Consider the following 18,519-nt stretch of genomic DNA (forward strand, 5'->3'; position numbering starts at 1 on the left):
TACCGGCCCCGGACGGGAGCGGTGTGCGCGGGCCGTTAGCCTGACCGCCATGCACTACCTGGTCGTCGACGACGAGATCCGCCTCACGGACCTGGTCGCTCACTACCTGACCGAGTCCGGTCACACCGCCGAGGGCCGCTACGACGGCCGGTCCGGCCTGGCCGCCGCCCGCGACCCGCGCGTGGACGCCGTGGTCCTCGACGTCATGCTGCCCGGCCTGGACGGGGTGGAGGTGTGCCGGACCCTGCGCGCCGAGGGCATCGACGTGCCTGTGATCCTGCTCACCGCGCGCGGCGCGATCGACGAGCGGGTGGCCGGGCTTGACGCGGGCGCCGACGACTACATGGTCAAGCCGTTCGCGATGGAGGAGCTGCTGGCCCGGCTGAGGGCCATCTCCCGGCGCCGCCCCGACTGCCTGGGCCGTCTGCAGACCGGCGACCTGGTCCTGGACGCCGAGCAGCAGCGGGCCTGGCGGGCCGACACCGAACTCGACCTGTCCCGCCGCGAGTTCGACGTGCTGCGGGTGCTGATGGAGAACGCCGGCCGGGTCGTGACCCGCCTCCAGCTGCTCGACGAGGTCTGGGACGGCGAGACCGACCTGCGCAGCAACGCCATCGACGTGCACGTCTCCAAGGTGCGCGCCAAGGTCGACCGGGCCTTCGACCGTACGACGATCACGACCCTGCGCGGGCGCGGGTACCGCCTGGAGACCGCCCCGTGAACCCGCGCGACCGGGCCCGGGCGTGGTTCCGGCGACTGCCCGTCGTCACGCGCCTGGTGCTGGCCGTCGCCGTCACCATGTCCCTGGTCCTGGCCGGGGCGGCCGGCCTCGTCTACTGGCGGGTCAGGACCGCCCTGGACCAGCAGCTCGACGACGACCTCACCACCTACCAGCGCAGCCTCGACCGGGCCGTGCGCGCCGGGGAGCAACTGCCGCCGGGACCCAGCGGCAGTCTGCAGCAGGTCCTCGACGCACAGGGCCGCGTCCTGCACTCCAGCGCCGCCCTCCGCCACCAACTGCTGCTCACCCCGGCCGAGTTGAGGCGCGTGGTGCACGGTGCCACCGTCCGGCGCGACATCGGCTCCCTGCTGCCGATCACCTCGGGCACGCTGCGTCTGCAGGCCAGGCCCGTCACGGCGGACGGGCACGGCAGGATCGTGGTGGCCGCCGTGCGGCGCGGCCACCGCGACGAGGCGCTGCGCGAACTCCTCGCCCAGCTGGCGTTCGCCTCCGCCCTGACCCTGATCGCGGCCTCCTACGCCGGCTACCGCACCGCCCGCGGCGCCCTGCGCCCGGTCGAGCGCTACCGCAGCGGGGCCACGACGCTGGCCGACGGCAACAAGCACCTGCGCCTGGACGTGCCGGCCGACCGCCACGACGAGATCACCCGGCTCGGCCACACCCTCAACCACATGCTCGACCGCCTCGACGCGTCCGCCGAACGCGAGCGCCGGTTCGTTGCGGACGCCAGCCACGAGCTGCGCACCCCGCTGACCCTGATGCGGGCCGAGATCGACGTCGCCCTGCACCGCCCCCGCTCGGCGCAGGAGCTCACCGGCACACTGCGCTCCGTGGACACCGAGGTGCAGCGGCTGATCGACCTCTCCAACGCCCTCCTCGACCTGGAGGAGCTCGGCAGTACCGGACACATCACCCGCTCCCCCGTGCCCCTGTCCGACCTGGTCCAGGACGCGATCGCCGCCCATCTGCACACCGCCGAACAGACCGGGCGCACGCTGACCGCCGAGGCGGCCGGCACGAGTGCCGACGTGGACGCCCGGTGGCTGCGGCCCGCCCTCGGCAACCTGGTCGACAACGCCCTGCGCCACGGCCACGGCGCCGTCCACGTCATGGCCACCGTCGAGGACGGCAGGCTCCGGCTGTGCGTCAGGGACGAGGGACCCGGGTTCCCGCCCGGGTTCCTGCCCCGGGCCTTCGACCGCTTCGCCCGCGCCGAGGCGAGCCGCACCGGCGAGGGGTCGGGCCTGGGGCTCGCCTTCGTCCACGCGGTGGCCACCGCGCACGGCGGCACCGCGCACGCCGAGAACGACGGGCACGGCGTCATCGTCGCGCTCGACCTGCCCTGCTGATCGGCGGGCGTCCGTCGGCCCGCTTTTCTACGTCTCGTAGTAATTTGGACCGGCCGGAGAGTGAGCCCGTGGGCGGACGGGACGCCGAGCGGAAAGAGGTGCCTGAGTGGCGGGCGACAGGGAGTCCGGGCGGCGTGCGCGTGGTGAGCTGGAGAGCGGGGTGCTGGCGGCCCTGTGGGCGGCCGGCGGGCCCGCGAGCGCGGCCGTGGTGCAAAAGCACCTGGTCGGTGACACGGCGTACACCACGGTGCTGACGATCCTGACGCGGCTGTGCGACAAGGGACTGGTGACCCGGCGCAAGGAGGGCCGCAGCCACCTGTACGCACCCGTGCACGACCAGCCGGGCCTCGCGGCGGCCGGGATGCACTCGCTGCTGGACGAGGGCGGGGACCGGGCGGCCGTGCTGGCCCGGTTCGTGTCCGACCTGTCGGCGGAGGACGAGCGGATGCTGGAGCAGCTGCTGCGCGGGGACGGCCCCGAGCGGACGTAACGGCACGAGGATCCCTACGGCCGGCCGCCTCGGGTGCGCAGTCGCTCGCCGAGGGGCCCGGGTGCCGTACGGCACCCGGGCCCCGAGCTTTCAACACCATCTACCGGCGGGCTGCGCCGGCTTCTGTATCCGCGGCGGCCGCCTGGGAGGGCGGGGCTGCGGGGATCGCGGATGCGTGACCGGGGACCACCTTCCAATCCGGGGCCTTGCGGTACCCGGGCGGACACGTCCTCGCCCGGGCGATCCTGATGGCGTTCGGCTCCTTACCTTCGACTTCTCGGTCGTACTGCTGGATACCGCGGGTACTGCCCACGACCCTTCGGGTCGCGTCCTGCCTGATCTGCTCGCACGGCAGTTCGTCTCTGCCGTGCCCACTTCGACTTCCTGGGTACGGCACATACAGTAGCTCGGCAGCACGCCAATGTCTACTGCCGCCACAATAGATTTCCTCTGCTGGTCAGGCGGCCTGGGTGAGTTCGGCGCGGCCGAACAGCAGTGCGTAGCCGCCGGGAAGCCGGCGCAGGATGCGGGTGAGCAGTTCGGGGCCGGCCAGGGCGGCGACGGCGACGAGGACGGAGCCGGTGTCCCAGCGGGTGGTGCCGAGGGTGGCGCCGCTGCGGGTGGCGAGGTCCTTGACGAAGGCCCAGCCGGTGAGGGGCCGGGTGTCGGGGATCTGCTCGGTGAGGATCCGTGCCGCTTGAAGGGGCAGGCGGGCGGCCAGGTCGACGCGTTCCTCGCCCGTCAGCTGGCGCCCGAGTCCCGAAAGGACCAGACGGACGGCTTCCTCGGCCCGTTCCCGGGTGGGGTAGGCCCCTTCGTAACGGACCTTGTCCAGCATCTGCTCGAACGTCATCGCGGGCAGGTGCTCGAGCGGTGCAAGCCGGTCGGACATCACTGCGGTGGTTGCCTTTCTGTCGCCGAGGTGGGGACGCCGGTGCCCGGCAGGGCGCGCGGGCACCGTGCGTGGGGGTGGTCAGGTGGGCTGCGGGCGGCCGAAGAGGAGGTCGTAGCCGGCGGGGAGCTGGAGCAGGATCCGCCCCACGAGGTCGTCACCGGCGGCGTCGGCGACCGTGCTGAGGACGGCGCCGACGTCCCAGGTCGCGGTCTGCTCGGTGGCCCCCTCGATCCAGGCCGCCGTCGCCCGCACGAACCGCTCGGGTGACAGCGGTTCGGCGCTTTGCAGCGGGTTCAGCAGGATCAGGGCGTAGTCCTCCGGCAGGCGCGCCGCCAGCTGGGCGCGTACCTCGCCGACCAGGTGTGCGCCCAGCAGGGCGAGGACCACGCGGGCTGCGCGCTCCGCTTCCTGCGCACTGCGGTACTCGCCGCGTTCCTTCACATGGTCGAGGAAGGCTTCCCGTCGCAGGGTCACGTCGGCCGCCGCCCTTCTTCAGCTGCTGCACTCCGTCGGGGGCGGAGGACGGGTGAGGGGGAGATCAGGCTCCCGTCCTCCGCCGTTGACCGGCCCGGTACGCCGGGCTCAGCCGGAGATCTCCTTGCGGGAGGACTCCCCGCCGATCGCGATCTTGCGGGGCTTGGCGCGCTCGGCGATCGGGATGCGCAGGGTGAGCACCCCGGCGTCGTAGTCGGCCCTGATGCGCTCGGTGTCGAGTGTGTCGGCCAGCACGATCTGGCGGGAGAAGACGCCCAGCGGACGCTCCGCCAGGTCCATCTGCACGTCGTCGCTCTTCGCCACGGGCCGGCGCTCGGCCTTGACGGTCAGCATGTTCCGCTCGACGTCGATGTCGATCGCCTCGGGGCTGACGCCCGGCAGGTCGAAGGCCACCACGTACTCGTCGCCCTCGCGGTAGGCGTCCATCGGCATCGCGGACGGCCGTGACCAGGTGCCGGGGCCCATCAGCTGCTGGGTCAGCCGGTCGAGCTCACGGAAGGGGTCGGTGCGCATCAACATCGTGAAACACCTCCAGAAGGTTCAGGGCAGTACCTGCCAATGCGCCTCACGGAAACCGTTGTAACATGTCATCCAATGGATGACAAACATGGGGTCATCGAAAGGACGACACATCGGAGAGAGGTACCCGTGACAGCAGCCGAGCGACCGGAATCCCGTCCCGGCACCCAGAACCCGGCATCGTTTCTCGCTGCCGCGGCGGCCCTGGACACCATCAACGACGCCCTGCGCGCCGCCCAGGACGAGGCGTCCGAGGCCCCCGACCACATGGATGCCGGGCGGGAGCAGGCCCTGGCCTCCCTCCTGCTGCTGCGGCAGGTGCGTGAGCAGCTCGCCGGCTGGGAGGCCGGCCTGATCGAGACAGCCCGGGACGCGGGCGCCAGCTGGGCCGACCTCGCCCACCCCCTCGGCGTCGCCAGCCGCCAGGCCGCCGAACGCCGTTATCTGCGAAACCGGCCCGGCCCGGCCGGAAGCACCGGGGAACAACGCGTCAAGGCCACCCGCGAACGCCGCGCCGCCGACCGCACCCTCACCGCCTGGGCCCGGAACAACGCCGCCGACCTGCGCCGCATCGCCGGCCAGATCACCGCCCTCACCGACCTGCCCACCGCCGCCCGCCTGCCCGTCAGCCAGCTCGACGCGGCCCTGGCGCGGGACGATCCCACCGCCCTCGTCCGCCCCCTGAACGCGGCACGCCCCCACCTGACGGACGACCACCCCGACCTCGCCGCCCGCCTCGACACCCTCACCGACTCCGCCCAGGCCACAGGCGGCGCCCCCGACTGACCGGTGCGGGTCGGCCGGCCTTGCCGTGACGCGCGCGGCAGCGGTCGCGTCGGGGCGGGGCGCCGATCCGCGCTGCCTCCGCCGGGAGCAGGCACCGCCGATGCCGCCGCACGGGTGGGGATCGTGGCACGCGTCGCGGGCCGGCCCCTGGTCAACGGCTGCGACCGCAGGCGCCCGAAGCCCGGCCGTCCGCCCTGCGAATGGCGCCGGACGCGCCCCCACCCTCAGCCCTGGCTCCTCTCCTCCCGCACCGTGCGCTCCCGCTCCACCGGGCTCGACGGGGAAGAGCGCTCCGGCCCCCGCTGGCGGCGGCGCAGCAGATGACGTGCCACCAGGGCGGCCAGGACGGCACCCGCGCCGACGAGCACGTAGAGCTCGTAGCGCCGGATGGTCGGGTACAGGGTGCCGATGTGGGTTCCGGCCAGCTCGCCGAGAGTCACCCAGACGCCCACCCACAGCGCCGCGCCCAGGGCGTTGAAGAAGATGAACCGGCGCCAGGGCAGCTCGCTCAGTCCGGCGACGATGCCGTTGGCCTGGCGCAGTCCCTCGACGAAGCGGGCGACCGTGATGACCTTTCCGCCGTTGCGGACGAAGAACGCCTCCGCCTTCTCGACCCGGGCCGGGGTGAGCAGCACGTAGCTGCCGTAGCGGGTGACGAGGCGGTGGCCGCCGTACCGGCCGATGACGTAGCCGATGTTGTCGCCGCAGACGGCGGCGAGGAAGGCGATCACGGCGACCGCGACGACGTTCAGCTGCCCCGCTCCCGCGTACACGGCGGCGGCGATCAGCACCGTCTCCCCGGGGGCGGGCACGCCGAAGTCCTCCAGGAAGAGCAGACCGCCGACCGCCGTGTAGCCCCAGTGGTTCAGGAGCGGCGCGAGGTCGGCGAACACGCCCGGCAGTTGAGGCGCGGCCATCAGGGATCACCTCTGGATCGATCAGAGCCTCGACCGGCGGGGTACCCGGGGGAGGTGGAGCCATGCTGCCGGGACGGGCGCCGCGTCGCGTGGCCGTAGTGGACGAAGCGGATGGTGGAGACCACGTACACGGCGGGTCTGCCCGGGTCGTCGAGGTTCACCGTGATCTCGCGTGAGGGATGCAGGCCCGGTGCGGGCAGCGTCGTTCCCGCCCAGTGGCGGCCCGCCGGGAAGCGCCAGCGGACGCGGGCGCTTTGGCCGCGGGGAACTGCGATCGTGACGCGGCCGTGGCGCAGGTGCGCGCGGCTGGTGCCGGTCCGGGCCAGGAAGCCGGTGAGCCCGGCGCGGGTGGTGGTGAACTGCACGTACAGCGAGTCCTTCTCCCATGTGTTGGCCTCGAAGAAGGCGACATCGCCCGCGCCGGGCGGTACCGGCACCTGGTACACGCCGCGCTGCACCGCCGAGGGCGTCTCGTGGACGAGCCCCTTCTGCTCGGCCCGCAACTTCCGCGCGGCGGTCACGTTGTGGCTCTGGTCGGCCGAGATCGCCAGGTACACGGCCGGGATCACCGTCAGGAGCACGGCCGCGGCCCAGCGGCGCAGGCGGCCCGCGACCGCCGGCGGCCGCCTTCCCGCACCCGGCTCGCACTCCGTGCCCACCTCTCCTGCTTCCGGTTCCACGACGGCATCCTATTTCTACATGTCGTAGAAGATTTACACGCTCACTCCCTCCGCGCCGTTCCCCAACTTTTACATCATGTAGTAGCTTCGGCTCCCGGCGCCCACAGCCCACGGCGCACATCCCGTCAGGAGGCTGATCGAGCGTGCTTCACCGTGACGACCGGGTGCCGGAACCGGCCCCTTCGCCGTTCGCCGTGCCGCTGCTGCCGGGGCCCGGGCCCCGGCGGATCGCGATCATCTCCGCGAGTGTCGGCGCGGGGCACGACGGCGCGGCCGCGGGACTGGCCGCCCGGCTGTCCGCGCACGGCTTCCTGGTGGACCGGTACGACCTCCTCGACCTGCTGCCCGCCGGCACGGGCACGCTGCTCCGCGGCACCTACCGCCGCATGCTGACCTGGGCACCGGAGGGTTACCAGCGCCTCTACCAGGCCACCGAGCACGCCGTGCGCCCCGGTGCCGTGTGGCGGGCACTGTTCCGCCGTACCCAGCGACGTCTGCTGGCGACACTGCGGCCGGACACCTGCGCGGTCGTCTCGACCTACCCCGGCGCCTGCCAGGTCCTCGGCGGACTGCGGCGGCGCGGGCTGCTGACGGTGCCGGCCCTCACCTACCTGACCGACTTCTCCGTCCACGCCCTGTGGGTGGCCCCCGGCATCGACGCGCACCTGGCCGTGCACGCGGTGCCGGCGGCCCAGGCCCACGCACAGGGCGCGGCCGCCGTCACCGTCGCCGGACCGGTCACCGATCCGCGCTTCACCCCGCGCACCCAAGGTCAACGGGCCGCCGCCCGCGACCGGTTCGGGCTGCCGGGGCACGCACCGCTGGCCCTGCTGGTCGCCGGTTCGTGGGGAGTCGGCGCGATACGGCGGGCCGCCGCCGAGATCAGTGCGACAGAGGTCGCGGTGCCGGTGGTGGTGTGCGGGCGGAACGAGGCACTGGCAGCGCAGCTGCGCCAGGACGGGATCGAGCACGCCTTCGGCTGGGTGGGCGACATGCCCGGCCTGATGCACGCCTGCGACGTGCTGGTCCAGAACGCGGGCGGGCTGACGTCACTGGAGGCGTTGGCAGCCGGACTGCCGGTGGCGAGCTACCGCTGCATCCCCGGTCACGGCCGGACCAACGCCGCCGCCCTCGACGAGGCGGGTCTCGCGGCCTGGATACGCGACCGCGCGGACCTCGGCCCGACGCTCACCGAACTCCTCCACGGCCCGCGCGGCAGGTCCCAGCGCGCGGCAGGACTCACCCTGCACCGCACCGGCCCCGGACCCGTGCCCGCCATCGCCGCGCGAACCGGGCCGCAGCCCGCGCCGCGCACACGGCCGGCCCCCGCAGGCCGCCTCCCGCGCGGCCGGCGGCTCGCCCTGACGGCATCCACGGCGGCGGCCATCGTCACACTCGGCGTCGCCGCCCCGCTCGCCCACACCTACGCCGAGACCCCGGCGCGGTTCGCCGCCGTGGCCCACTACCTGGACGGAGACGGACGATGACCCCGGCCCGCCGCGCTGCCCTGCGCACCGCGGCCGTGGCGCTGCCCGCGCTCGCCGCCGCCGTGCACGCCGCACCGGTGATCTCGACCTTCGGGCCCCTGCGCAACAGGGCCATGCCCCGGCTGGCGGGACAGGGCCGCCCGGACCACATAGCCCTGACCTTCGACGACGGTCCCGATCACCTGTCGACCCCGCACTTCGTGGACCTTCTCGCGGCGCGCGGAATCCGCGCCACCTTCTTCCTGCTCGGCTCGATGCTGGTCCGCTCGCCCGGACCGGCGCAGGAGACGGCGGCGGCCGGCCACGAGATCGGCGTCCACGGGTGGCACCACCGCCCCCTGCTGCTGCGCGGGCCCCGGGCCACGTACGACGACCTGGCCCGCGCCCGCGACGCCGTGGCCGACGCCACCGGAAAGCAGCCGACGCTCTTCCGGCCCCCGTACGGCGTGATGACGACCGCCGCCCATCTGGCCTGCCGCCGCCTCGGCCTGACCCCGGTCCTGTGGACCTGCTGGGGCGAGGACTGGCGCCGACGGGCCACGCCCGGATCGGTCCAGGACACCGTCCTGCGCGACCTGCGCGGCGGCGGCACGATCCTCCTGCACGACTCCGACTGCACCTCGGCCCCCGGCTCCTGGCGCACCACCCTCCGGGCACTCCCCCGCATCCTCGACACCTGCGAGACGCAGGGCTGGAGGATCGGCCCCCTGCGGGAGCACGCCGTGCCCGGCACGATGCCCCGTCCGACTCGCTGATACGGCATCAGCCGCGCAGCCTTCGCAGTGTCCGCCCCGCCGCGAGCACTCCGCGCCCGGCATCGTGATCCGCTTACGCCACCTCGATGCCGTAGTCCTGAACGAGTTGCTCCAGCCCGCCCGGGTAGCCCTTGCCGCCGAGCACGAACTCCCAGTTGCCGCTGCTCCTGCGCCGGAAGGAGCCGAGCACCAAGGCGGTCTCGCCGGGGCGGCCGTCGGAGACCACGAGGCGGTCGAGTTCGGTCATGCCCGGGTCCAGCAGGCGGATGCAGGCGTTCGTGAACCCCGACAGGTCGGCCCCAGGGTCGGCCTGCGGGTCGACGGCGGCCACCAGGACGAGCCGGTCGGCGCTCGCCGGCAGCGCGTCGAAGGAGACGCGTACGGCCGCCTTGTCCGGCGGCGTGGCCGCAAGCGCGACCACCGAACCGTCCGGCGTCCGCCTGTTGTTGAAGAAGACGAAGTGGTCGTCGCTGAGGACGCGCTCGCCGGAGCAGACGAGCGCGCACACGTCCAGCGCCACCCCGCCGGACCAGGTCATGCCCAGGATGTTGTGGTCCTCGGGCGGGGCGGTGGCGCCGGGCGGCGCGGGCCGCGCCGGCGTCGCCCGTCCGCCCGTGCCCAAACGCCCCCGCAGTCCGTGCCGGTGCAGCAGGTCGACGAGTTCGCCGCCCGAGACGAGTTCCAGCGGCTTGCCGTTGGCGAAGGTGTGCGAGCCGGGGCCGAACCCCGCCGTCGTCACCAGGACACCCTTGTTGGCGCCGACGTCCTGCACCGTGCCGTACAGGTCGCGGACGGCCGTCGGCGGCACGGTGTGGCGGTAGCGCTTCACCTGCACGACGATCTTGCCGCCGCGGATCGGCGCGGGGTCCACGGCGTCGACGTCCACGCCGCCGTCGTTCGAGCGCTGGGTCGTCACGGCCTGCATCCCCATCGCCCGGAAGAGGTCGGCGACGAGCATCTCGAAGGCGATCGGATCCATCTCGAACAGATCGGGTTCCTCGTCCCCGCCCTGGGGCTCGTCCCCGCCATGGGTGACGACGGCGTTCCCGACGTCCTGCGGCCTGCGCCCGGGCCGCACCGGAGCGAGCTGGTCCGGCCGTGCCGCGAGCTGCCCCCGCAGGCCGTCGGTCAGGCAGCTCACCGCGTCCACCTGCTCCAGGTGCAGCCCGCCGAAGACGCACCGCCGTGCCATGACGGTCGCCAGGAAGATGTGCGCCCGCCGCCCGGTCGCCGGATCGTGGTCGTCCACGAAGCCGTTCAGCGCCACTGACTCGAGCGCGTCGAACTCGTCGGCCGCGAAGAGTTCGTGCAGCACCAGCACCATGGACTGCGCGAGCACCTCGCGGTACAGGGCCCGGCGCTGCCCCACCGGGCGCGGGGTCTCCTTGTCCTGGTCGACGGTCGGCATGTACCGCACCGACTTCGTCCCGGGGACGACGCCGTAGCCCGGCAGCTCCCAGTCGAGCACCAGCTCCCGGGCCGCCGGGTCGTAGGCCGCCGTGACCTGCCGGGGAAATCCCTCGGGCCACGCCGACGACGAGTAGAGGGCCGCGGAGAAGTACTCCACGGCGGCATCAGGGTCCCTGCGGCGGACCCCTTCGGTGACCTCGGTGATGCCGGCGTTGTGCCGGCGCACCTCCGACAGCTGCGCCTGTGCCCACTGCGTGTACTCACGCTGCTGCGCGGCCAACTGCTGCTGCCGCTGCTGCTCCGCGGCCTGCGCCGCATACCAGTCGCGCTCGAAGCGGGCCCGCGCCTCGGCCTCCGCCTGCGCGCGCCGGTTCGCGGTCCAGCCGCCCTGCGCCTGGTACTGGTTCGGGTCCGGCATGGAGAGGGGGACGGCCAACTGCCCCGGCGCGAAGGGCCGCACGTCCACGGAGCGCATGAGCGAGGCCGCCCGGAAGGCCGGTGCCCGGCAGCCGGCGGCAAGGATTCCCTGGAGCGCCGCGACCTCCGCCTCCATCTCCTCGGTACGCCGCCGGGCCTCCGCCTGCCGGTACTCCCGCTGGGACTGGGCGACCTGCCGCTGATAGGCCCGCGCCTGCCGCGCCTGCTCCCTCTGCCGCCTGGCCTCGGCCTCCGCCTGACGCTGCTGCTCGCGTTGCATCTCGGCCCAGACGCCGACAAAACCGCTAGAGCGACGACCCATGAACCGCAAGCCCTCCCCAGGACGCCGGCCGAAACCGACCAGAACTCCGGTTGTCCCCGCAACCGGCCGTGACGATATGACTGTAGCCAGCAACCGTCACCCTGGGCGGTACGACGGAGCGATCAGGGTGCGACGAGCTGCTGGCCGCCGTCGATGTCGTAAGTGGCGCCGGTGAGCGCGTCGTTGGCCATGAGGTGCAGGGCCAGGGCGGCGACGTCCGCCGGGCCGACCACCCGCCCGATCGGCAGAGTCTTCCTCAAGTGATCGCGGCGCGCGTCGAGTTGGTCGCCCAGCAGGGACGCCGACAACGGAGTGTCCACGAATCCGGCCGCGATGAGGTTGACCCGGATCGGCGCGATCTCCAGTGCCAGGTTGGCGGTCAGCGCGGGCAGCGCAGCGGTGAGGGCGCCCGTCACGGCCATCCCGAGGGCGGGCCGCCGGCCACCCGTACCGCCGATGAACAGCAGCGTACCGCCGGCCCTGACCTTCGCCCGGCTCGCCCGCGCCACCGCCAGCAGCATCGCGATACGCCCGCCGAAGTCCCGTCCGGCGTCGGCCAGATCGATCTCGTCGAGGGGGGTGTACGACGGACTGCCCGCCGTGACCAGCACATGGTCGACCTGTCCGGGCAGCTCCCCGAGGAAGCGCTCCAGACGATCGGTGTCGTGGGCGTCGAAGGCGGCCGTGCTCAGCGCGTTCAGCTCGTCCGCCGCCCGCTTCAGACGTTCGGCGTTGCGTGCCGCGAGCACCACCTGGCCGCCCGCCGCACGTACCTGCCGCGCGGTCTCCAGACCGATCCCCGCGCTGCCGCCCACCACCACGACCGTCTGCCCGGCGAGGGTCTCACCCGGCGCGTGCCGTGCCGCGGAGGTCCCGGAGGTCTCGGAAGTCATGAACAGTCCCCAACCGGTCGGCGAGCGGATCGATCACAGCTGGACTCCGTGGCTCCACAGTCTGTCACCCGCCCGGGCAGGCTGCATCCGGACAGGGGCAGCGCGGCCGGGCCGGGCCCGGCCCGGCGATCGAGGCGGCCGGATCAGGTCGGCCGGATCGGACCGGTCGGGATCAGACCGGCCGAATCGAACCGTCCGGATCAGACCGGCCGCACCGACCCTTGTCCGGGCGCGGGAATCACTCCCGCCGGCCCCGATCCGCGGCCTGTTCGCGGTAGTACGTGCGCCAGATCAGCCGGTGGACCCGCGTCCAGCGCGGCACCGAGCGCACTCCGGGGATGAAGGGGACCAGCAGCAGGGCGAGGCTGAGCAGGGCCATCAGACCCCAGATCAGGGCGTCGGCGTTGCCGGACGACTTGAAGGGCTCGATCTGGTACCAGAAGGTGTACAGCCACAGCCACGCCTGGCCCGGGTAGTTCCCGGTCTCGTTCATCATCCCCCACTGGTCACCGCCCAGGTGCTCGGCACGGGCCAGGGACTCCAGGTAGGAGCCGTCGGAGAGGAAGAGCAGCGAGCGGGTGTAGTCGGTCTCGTAGAACTTGCCCTGCGCCTGGAGCTGGCCGTCCAGCGCGCCGCTGCGAGCGAGTTGGAGCAGGCGCGCGGTGAGGATGGGAACAGGGCCGTAGTTGCCCTGCGCGGGGGCACCGCCGTGGGCCTTGGCCAGGGCATCGGAGTAGGCCGTGGTCCATGCCTGGTGCCGGGCGGCGGAGGCGGCGTCCCAGGCGGCGAGGGCAGCGGTGACGACGGGCGGTTCCGGAACGTTGCGCAGCGGCCCCAGAACGAAGTCGTTCGCCGTGTCCACCGGGATGCGGACCCCCGCGGCGCTCTGCAGCCCGAGCGGGCCCAGCTTCTGCGCCGCGCCCGGCGTGTGGTTGTACGGCGGCCCGTACTCGGCCGTACCGCTGGTGCCGCCGAGTTCGGACACGGAGGTCGCGGTGAAGTCGGCACCGTCGGCCCTCGACCAGGAGGCCAGCGTCACCGGCGTGACGTCGGGCGACGAGAACACGGCGGCCAGGCCCACGGTCAGCAGCGCCACCACGACCAACGTGATGGTGAACTCCTTGACCAGGTCGTACGGCCTGGTCGGGAAGGTGGACGGGTCGGGAACGGCCGCCTTGCGGGTACGTCGGTTCATCACGGCGCCGCCTCCTCCTGCGTGATGGCGTCCGCGGAAGGTGCGGTGGCGTCGATCGGCGGCACGATCCCGCGCAGCCGGACCAGCAGGAGGTGCCAGCCCGTCAGCAGGAACAGGACGAACGGCAGCAGAGTGATGTGCCACATCAGCATCTGGCCGAAGTCCAGCACGTTGAAGAACGCGCCGATCCCCACCGAGTTGAGCCCGTCCTTGGCCTGCCCTGCGATCCACTGGGAGTCGAAGTTCTGCTGGACCAGGTAGCCGGTGAAGGCCGTGCCGATCGAGGTGAAGAAGCACACCGTGCCGGTGATCCAGGTCAGCGCCCGCCGACCCCGCCAGGCGGCCATGAAGAACTTGCCCCACAGGTGGATGACCATGAAGAACATGAACAGCTCGACGCTCCACAGGTGCAGGCTGTTCACGTACTTGCCGACGTCCGAGACGTGCCACCAGGCCGGCCCCTTCAGGGCCAGCACCCCACCGGTGACCAGGACGACGATCAGCGAGGTGAGGGTGAGCACACCGAAGACGTAGATCCATGAGGCCATGTACGCGGGTTGCGTGTCCGGCATCAGCTTGTCCGGGGGCAGTGCCCGCACCGACTTCCGCCGTACCGCTCCGGTCCAGCCGCCGCCGCTCTCCGGCACCCCGCTCATCGCCGGCCTCGCCCTCTGGGGAACGGCAGGAGCAGGGCCGCCACGAAGACGACCAGCATCAACCCGATCACCACCAGGTTGGCGACGGACAGCTGCACCACACCCCAGTGCACATAGCTCCCGGTCCCGTTGAGATCGATGGGCGCGGCAAGCACGCTTCCATCGGAAAGCGGATGTCCTGTCATGAGCCGGCTCCCCTCGGAGTTCGAGAGCAAGTAGAACGCCTCGTAAGACACTCGGCCCGTCGGCCCACCCCGGCCATGGGCCGAACGGCTCAATCACACGAAGAGTGCCGGGAGGGGAGTCACTACGGAACTCGGCAAACACCGCCCGCAGCCCGGGCAGGCCCTGCGAACATTCCTGGATGCCTTGGGTGCGCGTTCCGAACCGACTGATCGTCACCCGGTGATCGGGAGCGGCCGGAAAGGCGGCACTGCGCCGTTCGGTTCTGGCTCCCGCATGGACGCGGCTCTTAGACTGCTCGCCACAACGGCGAACAGTTGTTCCCGATGGAGAGGTCATGGACGGCGTGGACATCGACTTCAGGGCTGTGTTCGGGGCTGTCCCAAGTCCATGCCTGGTGCTGACCACCGGGTTGGTGATCGTCGACGCGAACCCGGCGTATCTGGAAGCCACCGGCCGTACGTATGAGGACCTGGTCGGCCGGTTCCTGTTCGAAGCGTTCCCCGACAACCCCGATGATCCTCACGCGGACGGGACGCGAAACCTGAGCGCCTCCTTGAACCGGGTCCTGGCCACCGGCGCGCGGGACACGATGGCGGTGCAGAAGTACGACATCCCGGTGGCCGGGCGGCCGGGGGTGTTCGAGGAGCGGTACTGGAGCCCGGTCAACGTCCCTGTCCTGGACGCCGAGGGCCAGGTGGTGCTGCTGCTCCACCGGGTGGAGGAGATCACCGCGTTCATCCAGGCCCGCGGCGGAGCCGGCGGAGCGAGCCGCGCCGAGGAGGAGATGGAGGCCGAGCTCTACACGCGCGCCCAGGAGATGCAGCGGCTCAACGAACAGTTGCGAGCCGCGCGCGACGAACAAAGCCGGCTGCATGTGCAGGCTGAGCGGCGTCATGCCTGGGAGCGGGCTCACGCCGAGATCACCACGACACTGCTGCAGGGGCAGGATCTGGGGCAGGCGCTGCGTCTGATCGCCGAGCGGGCTTGCGAGGTCGCGGAGGCGGACATGGCCGCGCTCGCCCTGCCGCTTCCCGGCACGTCCGTACTCATGGTGAGCGAGCCGACCGGACCCCACGCGGCCGACCTCGCCGGCCTGCAGTTGCCGGTGGACGGTTCGCTGTGCGGCCGGGTCTACGGTGAAGGAGTACCACTGATCAGCGACAGCATGATCACGGACGTGCCCGGCGGCGCCTGCCGCGACACCGGCATGGACCGACTCGGACCGGTGATGATCGCGCCGCTGGCCGAGGGCCGACACACCACAGGGGTGCTCTTCGTAGCCCGCGTCCAAGGCGGTCCGCGCTTCGACCAGGGTGAGCTGGACATGCTGACGCTGTTCGCCGGCCAGGCCGCCCTTGCCCTGCAACTGGCCGCCCAGCGGGCCCATCTCGAACTCATGCACCAGATGGAGGACCGCGACCGCATCGCCGCGGCACTGCGCGACCGCACCATCAAAGAGATCTTCGCCATCACCATGACCCTCAACGGTCTCGCCACCACTCTTCGGGCCGATCATCAGACGTCCGTGATGGACGTGACCGCGCGCCTGGACAAAGTCATCCGCGACATCCAGACCACCGTCTTCACGTCGGCCCCCGATCCTGGCCGCCCTCACACCGGGCCGGACGGCGACTGAGTGTTAGCCGATCCGCGTAGCCGATCCGCGTAGCCGATCCGCGAACCTGAGCCCGAAGGTCGCTTCATGAAGCGGCCTGGAAGCCATGGCCGCCCACGTGCTCCGTACCGGAGTGAAGCGCTTCTGAGGACACCCGGAAGAGTCAGTGCTGCGTCGGCACTCCGAGTTCGTCGAGGAGGCCGCGAACACGGCGCTCGATCTCGTCGCGGACGGGCCGGACGTCGGCGACGGATTTGCCGGCGGGATCGTCGAGGATCCAGTCGAGGTAGCGCTTGCCGGGGAAGACGGGGCAGGCGTCGCCGCATCCCATGGTGATGCACACGTCCGAGTCCTTGACCGCATCCACGGTGAGGACCTTCGGGACCTCTGCGGAGATGTCGATACCCACCTCGGCCATCGCCGCAACGGCGGCGGGGTTGACCTGCTCACCCGGGTCGGATCCGGCGGAGCGGACCTCAACGCGGTCCCCGGCCAGGCGGCTCAGCCATGCCGCGGCCATCTGGGACCGGCCGGCGTTGTGAACACAGACGAAGAGCACGGAGGGCTTGTCGGACATCGAAGGTCTCACTTGCCTCTGCAACGGAAACGGAAACGGGAAAGGAAAACGGAACGGGAACGGGAACCGGAACGGGATCGAATCACATCAGCGCCTGGTGATATCAGCCACCATTGATGTGACAGTATCAGCGCATGCTGACGTCAGTCGACACTGATCTGATCCGGGTTCTGGCGGACCCGCTCAGGCTGAAAATCGTGACCCTGCTCGCCGAAGAGACGCTGTGCACCACGCACCTGGTGGAGGAGACGGGCGCCCGTCAGACCAACCTCTCCAACCACCTGAAGGTGCTGCGCGAGGCCGGGGTCGTTCAGACGGAGCCGTGCGGCCGGTTCACCTACTACAAACTGCGCGCGGACGTCATCGCATCGCTCGCCGGTCAGTTCGCCGAGCTGGCCGAGTCCGCTCGCCACGCCGCCGAGAACAAGAGGGCCTGCCCGTGACCCGCACCGATCCAGCCGCGTCCGCCGAGGAGTCCTCGGTCGTCGCGAAGCTGTCGACGCTCGACCGTTTCCTCGCCGTCTGGATCCTGCTCGCCATGGCCGTCGGACTCGGTCTGGGCCGGGCTGTTCCCGGCCTGAACGGCGCCTTGGCCAAGGTTGAGATCAGCGGTATCTCCCTGCCGATCGCCATCGGCCTGCTGATCATGATGTATCCGGTTCTGGCCAAGGTCCGCTACGACAAGCTCGACGCCGTCACCGGCGACAAGAAGCTGATGGTGTCGTCCCTGGTCATCAACTGGCTGATCGGTCCGGCCGTGATGTTCGCGCTGGCGTGGATCTTCCTGCCGGACCTGCCCGAGTACCGCACCGGTCTGATCATCGTCGGCCTGGCCCGCTGCATCGCCATGGTCATCATCTGGAACGACCTCGCCTGCGGCGACCGCGAAGCCGCCGCCGTCCTGGTCGCCCTGAACTCGGTCTTCCAGGTCCTCGCATTCGGCCTGCTCGGCTGGTTCTACCTCGACCTCCTGCCCAACTGGCTGAACCTGGGCGAGGGCCGGCACCTGAACATCTCCATGTGGAAGATCGCGCTGAATGTCCTCGTCTTCCTGGGCATCCCGCTGCTGGCCGGCTTCCTCACCCGGCGCGTCGGTGAGAAGAAGCTGGGCCGCGAGAAGTACGAGACGAACTTCCTGCCGAAGATCGGCCCGTGGGCGCTGTACGGCCTGCTGTTCACCATCGTCATCCTCTTCGCCCTGCAGGGAAGGACGATCACCTCACAGCCGCTCGACGTCGCCCGCATCGCGCTGCCGCTGCTGGCCTACTTCGCGATCATGTGGTTCGGCACCTTCGCCCTCGGCAAGGCCATCGGGCTGGCCTATGACCGCACCGCCACGCTCGCCTTCACCGCCGCGGGCAACAACTTCGAACTGGCCATCGCGGTCGCCATCGCCACCTTCGGCGTCACCTCCGGTCAGGCCCTGTCCGGCGTGGTCGGCCCGCTCATCGAGGTCCCGGTGCTGGTGGCCCTGGTCTACGTCTCGCTCGCCTGGCGGCGGACGTTCGTCGCCTCCCGACAGCTGACACCGGTGCCGCAGGAGGGCTGATGATCTGCCTGGACTGCCACGAGATCGGCGCACGAGCAGTTCCTGACGTGCACGTGCGGCGCAGGTGGTGCATAGCACGCGTCGTACCGGTGGCTTGACGGCCACCGGGGGCCCGAATCCCGACGTGCTGGTCACACCCCGGCCGACGGGATGGTCAGCAGCCTGCCCATCGTGGCCAGCACGGACGGCTCAACCCGGTAGTAGACCCAGGTGCCGCGCCGCTCGGAGGTGAGCAGCCCGGCCTCCTTGAGCTTCTTCAGGTGGTGGGACACCGTCGGCTGGGAGACGCCCACGTCGGAGATGTCGCACACGCACGCTTCGCCGCCCTCGTGCGAGGCCACTGCCGAGAACAGCCGCAGCCGCACGGGGTCACCGAGCGCCTTGAACATCCGGGCGGCCGTCTCTGCCTCCTCTGCGGTGAACGGGCGCTCGGTGAGCGGCGGGCAGCACAGCCATGCCGCCTCGCCGACGGCGGGTTCCAGCAGCGGCAGCGCCTTGGTATTCGACATACATCTATGTTGACACACATCGAACCAAGCGGGCCAGGTGAGGCATCATCACTGATTCGACAAATGTCTATGTTG

21 protein-coding genes are annotated in these 18,519 nt (G+C 71.4%); 9 read left to right on the plus strand and 12 right to left on the minus strand.

Going from position 1 to position 18,519, the window contains the following annotated elements; genetic code table 11:
- Nucleotides 1–49: 49 nt before the first annotated feature.
- The 3 genes from ACIBN2_RS30165 (at nucleotide 50) to ACIBN2_RS30175 (ending at nucleotide 2,581) form a co-directional block, all read left to right on the plus strand.
- Entirely contained in the window at nucleotides 50–721 is a 672-nt protein-coding gene (locus ACIBN2_RS30165) for a response regulator transcription factor (protein WP_399139017.1), read from the plus strand.
- A complete protein-coding gene (locus ACIBN2_RS30170; RefSeq protein ID WP_399139019.1) occupies nucleotides 718–2,091 on the plus strand; it encodes an ATP-binding protein in 1,374 nt (457 codons plus the stop codon). Before ACIBN2_RS30165 ends, ACIBN2_RS30170 begins: the two co-directional genes overlap by 4 nt.
- 106 nt (nucleotides 2,092–2,197) lie before the next feature.
- Nucleotides 2,198–2,581 (plus strand): BlaI/MecI/CopY family transcriptional regulator, encoded by a 384-nt coding sequence (locus ACIBN2_RS30175; RefSeq protein ID WP_399139020.1) that lies wholly within the window; start codon nucleotides 2,198–2,200, stop codon nucleotides 2,579–2,581.
- Nucleotides 2,582–3,038: 457 nt separating this feature from the next.
- Here the strand turns inward: ACIBN2_RS30175 and ACIBN2_RS30180 are convergent, their stop codons facing one another.
- The 3 genes from ACIBN2_RS30180 to ACIBN2_RS30190 form a co-directional block, all read right to left on the minus strand.
- Nucleotides 3,039–3,473 (minus strand): DUF2267 domain-containing protein, encoded by a 435-nt coding sequence (locus ACIBN2_RS30180; RefSeq protein WP_399139022.1) that lies wholly within the window; start codon nucleotides 3,471–3,473, stop codon nucleotides 3,039–3,041.
- An 81-nt stretch (nucleotides 3,474–3,554) separates the two neighbouring features.
- Nucleotides 3,555–3,950 carry a DUF2267 domain-containing protein gene (locus ACIBN2_RS30185; RefSeq protein ID WP_399139024.1) on the minus strand — a complete coding sequence of 132 codons (396 nt, stop codon included), beginning with the start codon at nucleotides 3,948–3,950 and terminating at the stop codon, nucleotides 3,555–3,557.
- Between the two features lie 108 nt (nucleotides 3,951–4,058).
- Nucleotides 4,059–4,490, minus strand: coding sequence for an Hsp20/alpha crystallin family protein (locus ACIBN2_RS30190; RefSeq protein ID WP_399139025.1), 432 nt, complete (start codon nucleotides 4,488–4,490; stop codon nucleotides 4,059–4,061).
- 129 nt (nucleotides 4,491–4,619) lie between these two features.
- Here ACIBN2_RS30190 and ACIBN2_RS30195 point away from each other — a divergent pair, with 129 nt between their 5' ends.
- Nucleotides 4,620–5,276 carry a type III effector protein gene (locus tag ACIBN2_RS30195; RefSeq protein ID WP_399139027.1) on the plus strand — a complete coding sequence of 219 codons (657 nt, stop codon included), beginning with the start codon at nucleotides 4,620–4,622 and terminating at the stop codon, nucleotides 5,274–5,276.
- 224 nt (nucleotides 5,277–5,500) lie between these two features.
- Here ACIBN2_RS30195 and ACIBN2_RS30200 read toward each other — a convergent pair whose 3' ends face one another.
- Together ACIBN2_RS30200 and ACIBN2_RS30205 are read right to left on the minus strand one after the other, a co-directional pair.
- Complete coding sequence (locus ACIBN2_RS30200) at nucleotides 5,501–6,193, minus strand: DedA family protein (RefSeq protein ID WP_399139028.1); 693 nt, start codon at nucleotides 6,191–6,193, stop codon at nucleotides 5,501–5,503.
- Nucleotides 6,193–6,873: a hypothetical protein gene (locus tag ACIBN2_RS30205; protein WP_399139030.1), complete on the minus strand. Its 681-nt coding sequence runs from the start codon at nucleotides 6,871–6,873 to the stop codon at nucleotides 6,193–6,195. Before ACIBN2_RS30205 ends, ACIBN2_RS30200 begins: the two co-directional genes overlap by 1 nt.
- A gap of 143 nt (nucleotides 6,874–7,016) precedes the next feature.
- Between ACIBN2_RS30205 and ACIBN2_RS30210 the strand changes: the two genes are divergently transcribed.
- Together ACIBN2_RS30210 and ACIBN2_RS30215 are read left to right on the plus strand one after the other, a co-directional pair.
- Nucleotides 7,017–8,360, plus strand: coding sequence for a glycosyltransferase (locus ACIBN2_RS30210; protein ID WP_399139032.1), 1,344 nt, complete (start codon nucleotides 7,017–7,019; stop codon nucleotides 8,358–8,360).
- Complete coding sequence (locus tag ACIBN2_RS30215; RefSeq protein WP_399139034.1) at nucleotides 8,357–9,115, plus strand: polysaccharide deacetylase family protein; 759 nt, start codon at nucleotides 8,357–8,359, stop codon at nucleotides 9,113–9,115. The genes ACIBN2_RS30210 and ACIBN2_RS30215 overlap by 4 nt, the downstream gene beginning before the upstream one ends.
- A gap of 73 nt (nucleotides 9,116–9,188) precedes the next feature.
- Here ACIBN2_RS30215 and ACIBN2_RS30220 read toward each other — a convergent pair whose 3' ends face one another.
- The 5 genes from ACIBN2_RS30220 to ACIBN2_RS30240 form a co-directional block, all read right to left on the minus strand.
- The gene (locus tag ACIBN2_RS30220; protein ID WP_399139035.1) at nucleotides 9,189–11,264 is read right to left on the minus strand and encodes a restriction endonuclease; all 2,076 of its coding nucleotides are present in this window, start codon (nucleotides 11,262–11,264) and stop codon (nucleotides 9,189–9,191) included.
- 122 nt (nucleotides 11,265–11,386) lie between these two features.
- Nucleotides 11,387–12,157, minus strand: coding sequence for an SDR family oxidoreductase (locus ACIBN2_RS30225; RefSeq protein ID WP_399139037.1), 771 nt, complete (start codon nucleotides 12,155–12,157; stop codon nucleotides 11,387–11,389).
- A gap of 238 nt (nucleotides 12,158–12,395) precedes the next feature.
- Nucleotides 12,396–13,352, minus strand: a complete 957-nt coding sequence (locus ACIBN2_RS30230) for a hypothetical protein (RefSeq protein WP_399139039.1) — start codon at nucleotides 13,350–13,352, stop codon at nucleotides 12,396–12,398.
- Nucleotides 13,352–14,008, minus strand: a complete 657-nt coding sequence (locus ACIBN2_RS30235; RefSeq protein WP_399139041.1) for a cytochrome b N-terminal domain-containing protein — start codon at nucleotides 14,006–14,008, stop codon at nucleotides 13,352–13,354. The genes ACIBN2_RS30230 and ACIBN2_RS30235 overlap by 1 nt, the downstream gene beginning before the upstream one ends.
- The gene (locus tag ACIBN2_RS30240; protein WP_399139043.1) at nucleotides 14,005–14,163 is read right to left on the minus strand and encodes a hypothetical protein; all 159 of its coding nucleotides are present in this window, start codon (nucleotides 14,161–14,163) and stop codon (nucleotides 14,005–14,007) included. Before ACIBN2_RS30240 ends, ACIBN2_RS30235 begins: the two co-directional genes overlap by 4 nt.
- Before the next feature lie 365 nt (nucleotides 14,164–14,528).
- On the opposite strand from ACIBN2_RS30240, the gene ACIBN2_RS30245 reads away from it, so the two are divergent.
- The gene (locus tag ACIBN2_RS30245; protein WP_399139045.1) at nucleotides 14,529–15,830 is read left to right on the plus strand and encodes a PAS domain-containing protein; all 1,302 of its coding nucleotides are present in this window, start codon (nucleotides 14,529–14,531) and stop codon (nucleotides 15,828–15,830) included.
- A gap of 142 nt (nucleotides 15,831–15,972) precedes the next feature.
- Here ACIBN2_RS30245 and ACIBN2_RS30250 read toward each other — a convergent pair whose 3' ends face one another.
- Entirely contained in the window at nucleotides 15,973–16,386 is a 414-nt protein-coding gene (locus ACIBN2_RS30250; protein WP_399139046.1) for an arsenate reductase ArsC, read from the minus strand.
- A 134-nt stretch (nucleotides 16,387–16,520) separates the two neighbouring features.
- On the opposite strand from ACIBN2_RS30250, the gene ACIBN2_RS30255 reads away from it, so the two are divergent.
- Together ACIBN2_RS30255 and arsB are read left to right on the plus strand one after the other, a co-directional pair.
- Nucleotides 16,521–16,829 (plus strand): ArsR/SmtB family transcription factor, encoded by a 309-nt coding sequence (locus ACIBN2_RS30255; protein ID WP_399139048.1) that lies wholly within the window; start codon nucleotides 16,521–16,523, stop codon nucleotides 16,827–16,829.
- Entirely contained in the window at nucleotides 16,826–17,935 is a 1,110-nt protein-coding gene (gene arsB, locus ACIBN2_RS30260) for an ACR3 family arsenite efflux transporter (RefSeq protein WP_399139050.1), read from the plus strand. Before ACIBN2_RS30255 ends, arsB begins: the two co-directional genes overlap by 4 nt.
- Nucleotides 17,936–18,066: 131 nt before the next feature.
- On the opposite strand, the gene ACIBN2_RS30265 is transcribed toward arsB, so the two are convergent.
- On the minus strand, nucleotides 18,067–18,444 hold the full coding sequence (locus tag ACIBN2_RS30265; protein WP_399139052.1) for an ArsR/SmtB family transcription factor: 378 nt from the start codon (nucleotides 18,442–18,444) through the stop codon (nucleotides 18,067–18,069).
- Nucleotides 18,445–18,519: the final 75 nt, after the last annotated feature.

The sequence above is a fragment of the Streptomyces sp. NPDC050534 genome, assembly GCF_044457745.1.
Lineage (GTDB): Bacteria > Actinomycetota > Actinomycetes > Streptomycetales > Streptomycetaceae > Streptomyces.

Coding starts and splice junctions, on each gene's coding strand:
- ACIBN2_RS30225 (WP_399139037.1), bottom strand. CDS start 12,157: ATGACTTCCGAGACCTCCGGGACCTCCGCGGCACGGCACGCGCCGGGT.
- ACIBN2_RS30250 (WP_399139046.1), bottom strand. CDS start 16,386: ATGTCCGACAAGCCCTCCGTGCTCTTCGTCTGTGTTCACAACGCCGGC.
- ACIBN2_RS30235 (WP_399139041.1), bottom strand. CDS start 14,008: ATGAGCGGGGTGCCGGAGAGCGGCGGCGGCTGGACCGGAGCGGTACGG.
- ACIBN2_RS30180 (WP_399139022.1), bottom strand. CDS start 3,473: ATGTCCGACCGGCTTGCACCGCTCGAGCACCTGCCCGCGATGACGTTC.
- ACIBN2_RS30220 (WP_399139035.1), bottom strand. CDS start 11,264: ATGGGTCGTCGCTCTAGCGGTTTTGTCGGCGTCTGGGCCGAGATGCAA.
- ACIBN2_RS30255 (WP_399139048.1), top strand. CDS start 16,521: ATGCTGACGTCAGTCGACACTGATCTGATCCGGGTTCTGGCGGACCCG.
- ACIBN2_RS30165 (WP_399139017.1), top strand. CDS start 50: ATGCACTACCTGGTCGTCGACGACGAGATCCGCCTCACGGACCTGGTC.
- ACIBN2_RS30265 (WP_399139052.1), bottom strand. CDS start 18,444: ATGTCGAATACCAAGGCGCTGCCGCTGCTGGAACCCGCCGTCGGCGAG.
- ACIBN2_RS30245 (WP_399139045.1), top strand. CDS start 14,529: ATGGACGGCGTGGACATCGACTTCAGGGCTGTGTTCGGGGCTGTCCCA.
- ACIBN2_RS30230 (WP_399139039.1), bottom strand. CDS start 13,352: ATGAACCGACGTACCCGCAAGGCGGCCGTTCCCGACCCGTCCACCTTC.
- ACIBN2_RS30190 (WP_399139025.1), bottom strand. CDS start 4,490: ATGTTGATGCGCACCGACCCCTTCCGTGAGCTCGACCGGCTGACCCAG.
- ACIBN2_RS30200 (WP_399139028.1), bottom strand. CDS start 6,193: ATGGCCGCGCCTCAACTGCCGGGCGTGTTCGCCGACCTCGCGCCGCTC.
- ACIBN2_RS30215 (WP_399139034.1), top strand. CDS start 8,357: ATGACCCCGGCCCGCCGCGCTGCCCTGCGCACCGCGGCCGTGGCGCTG.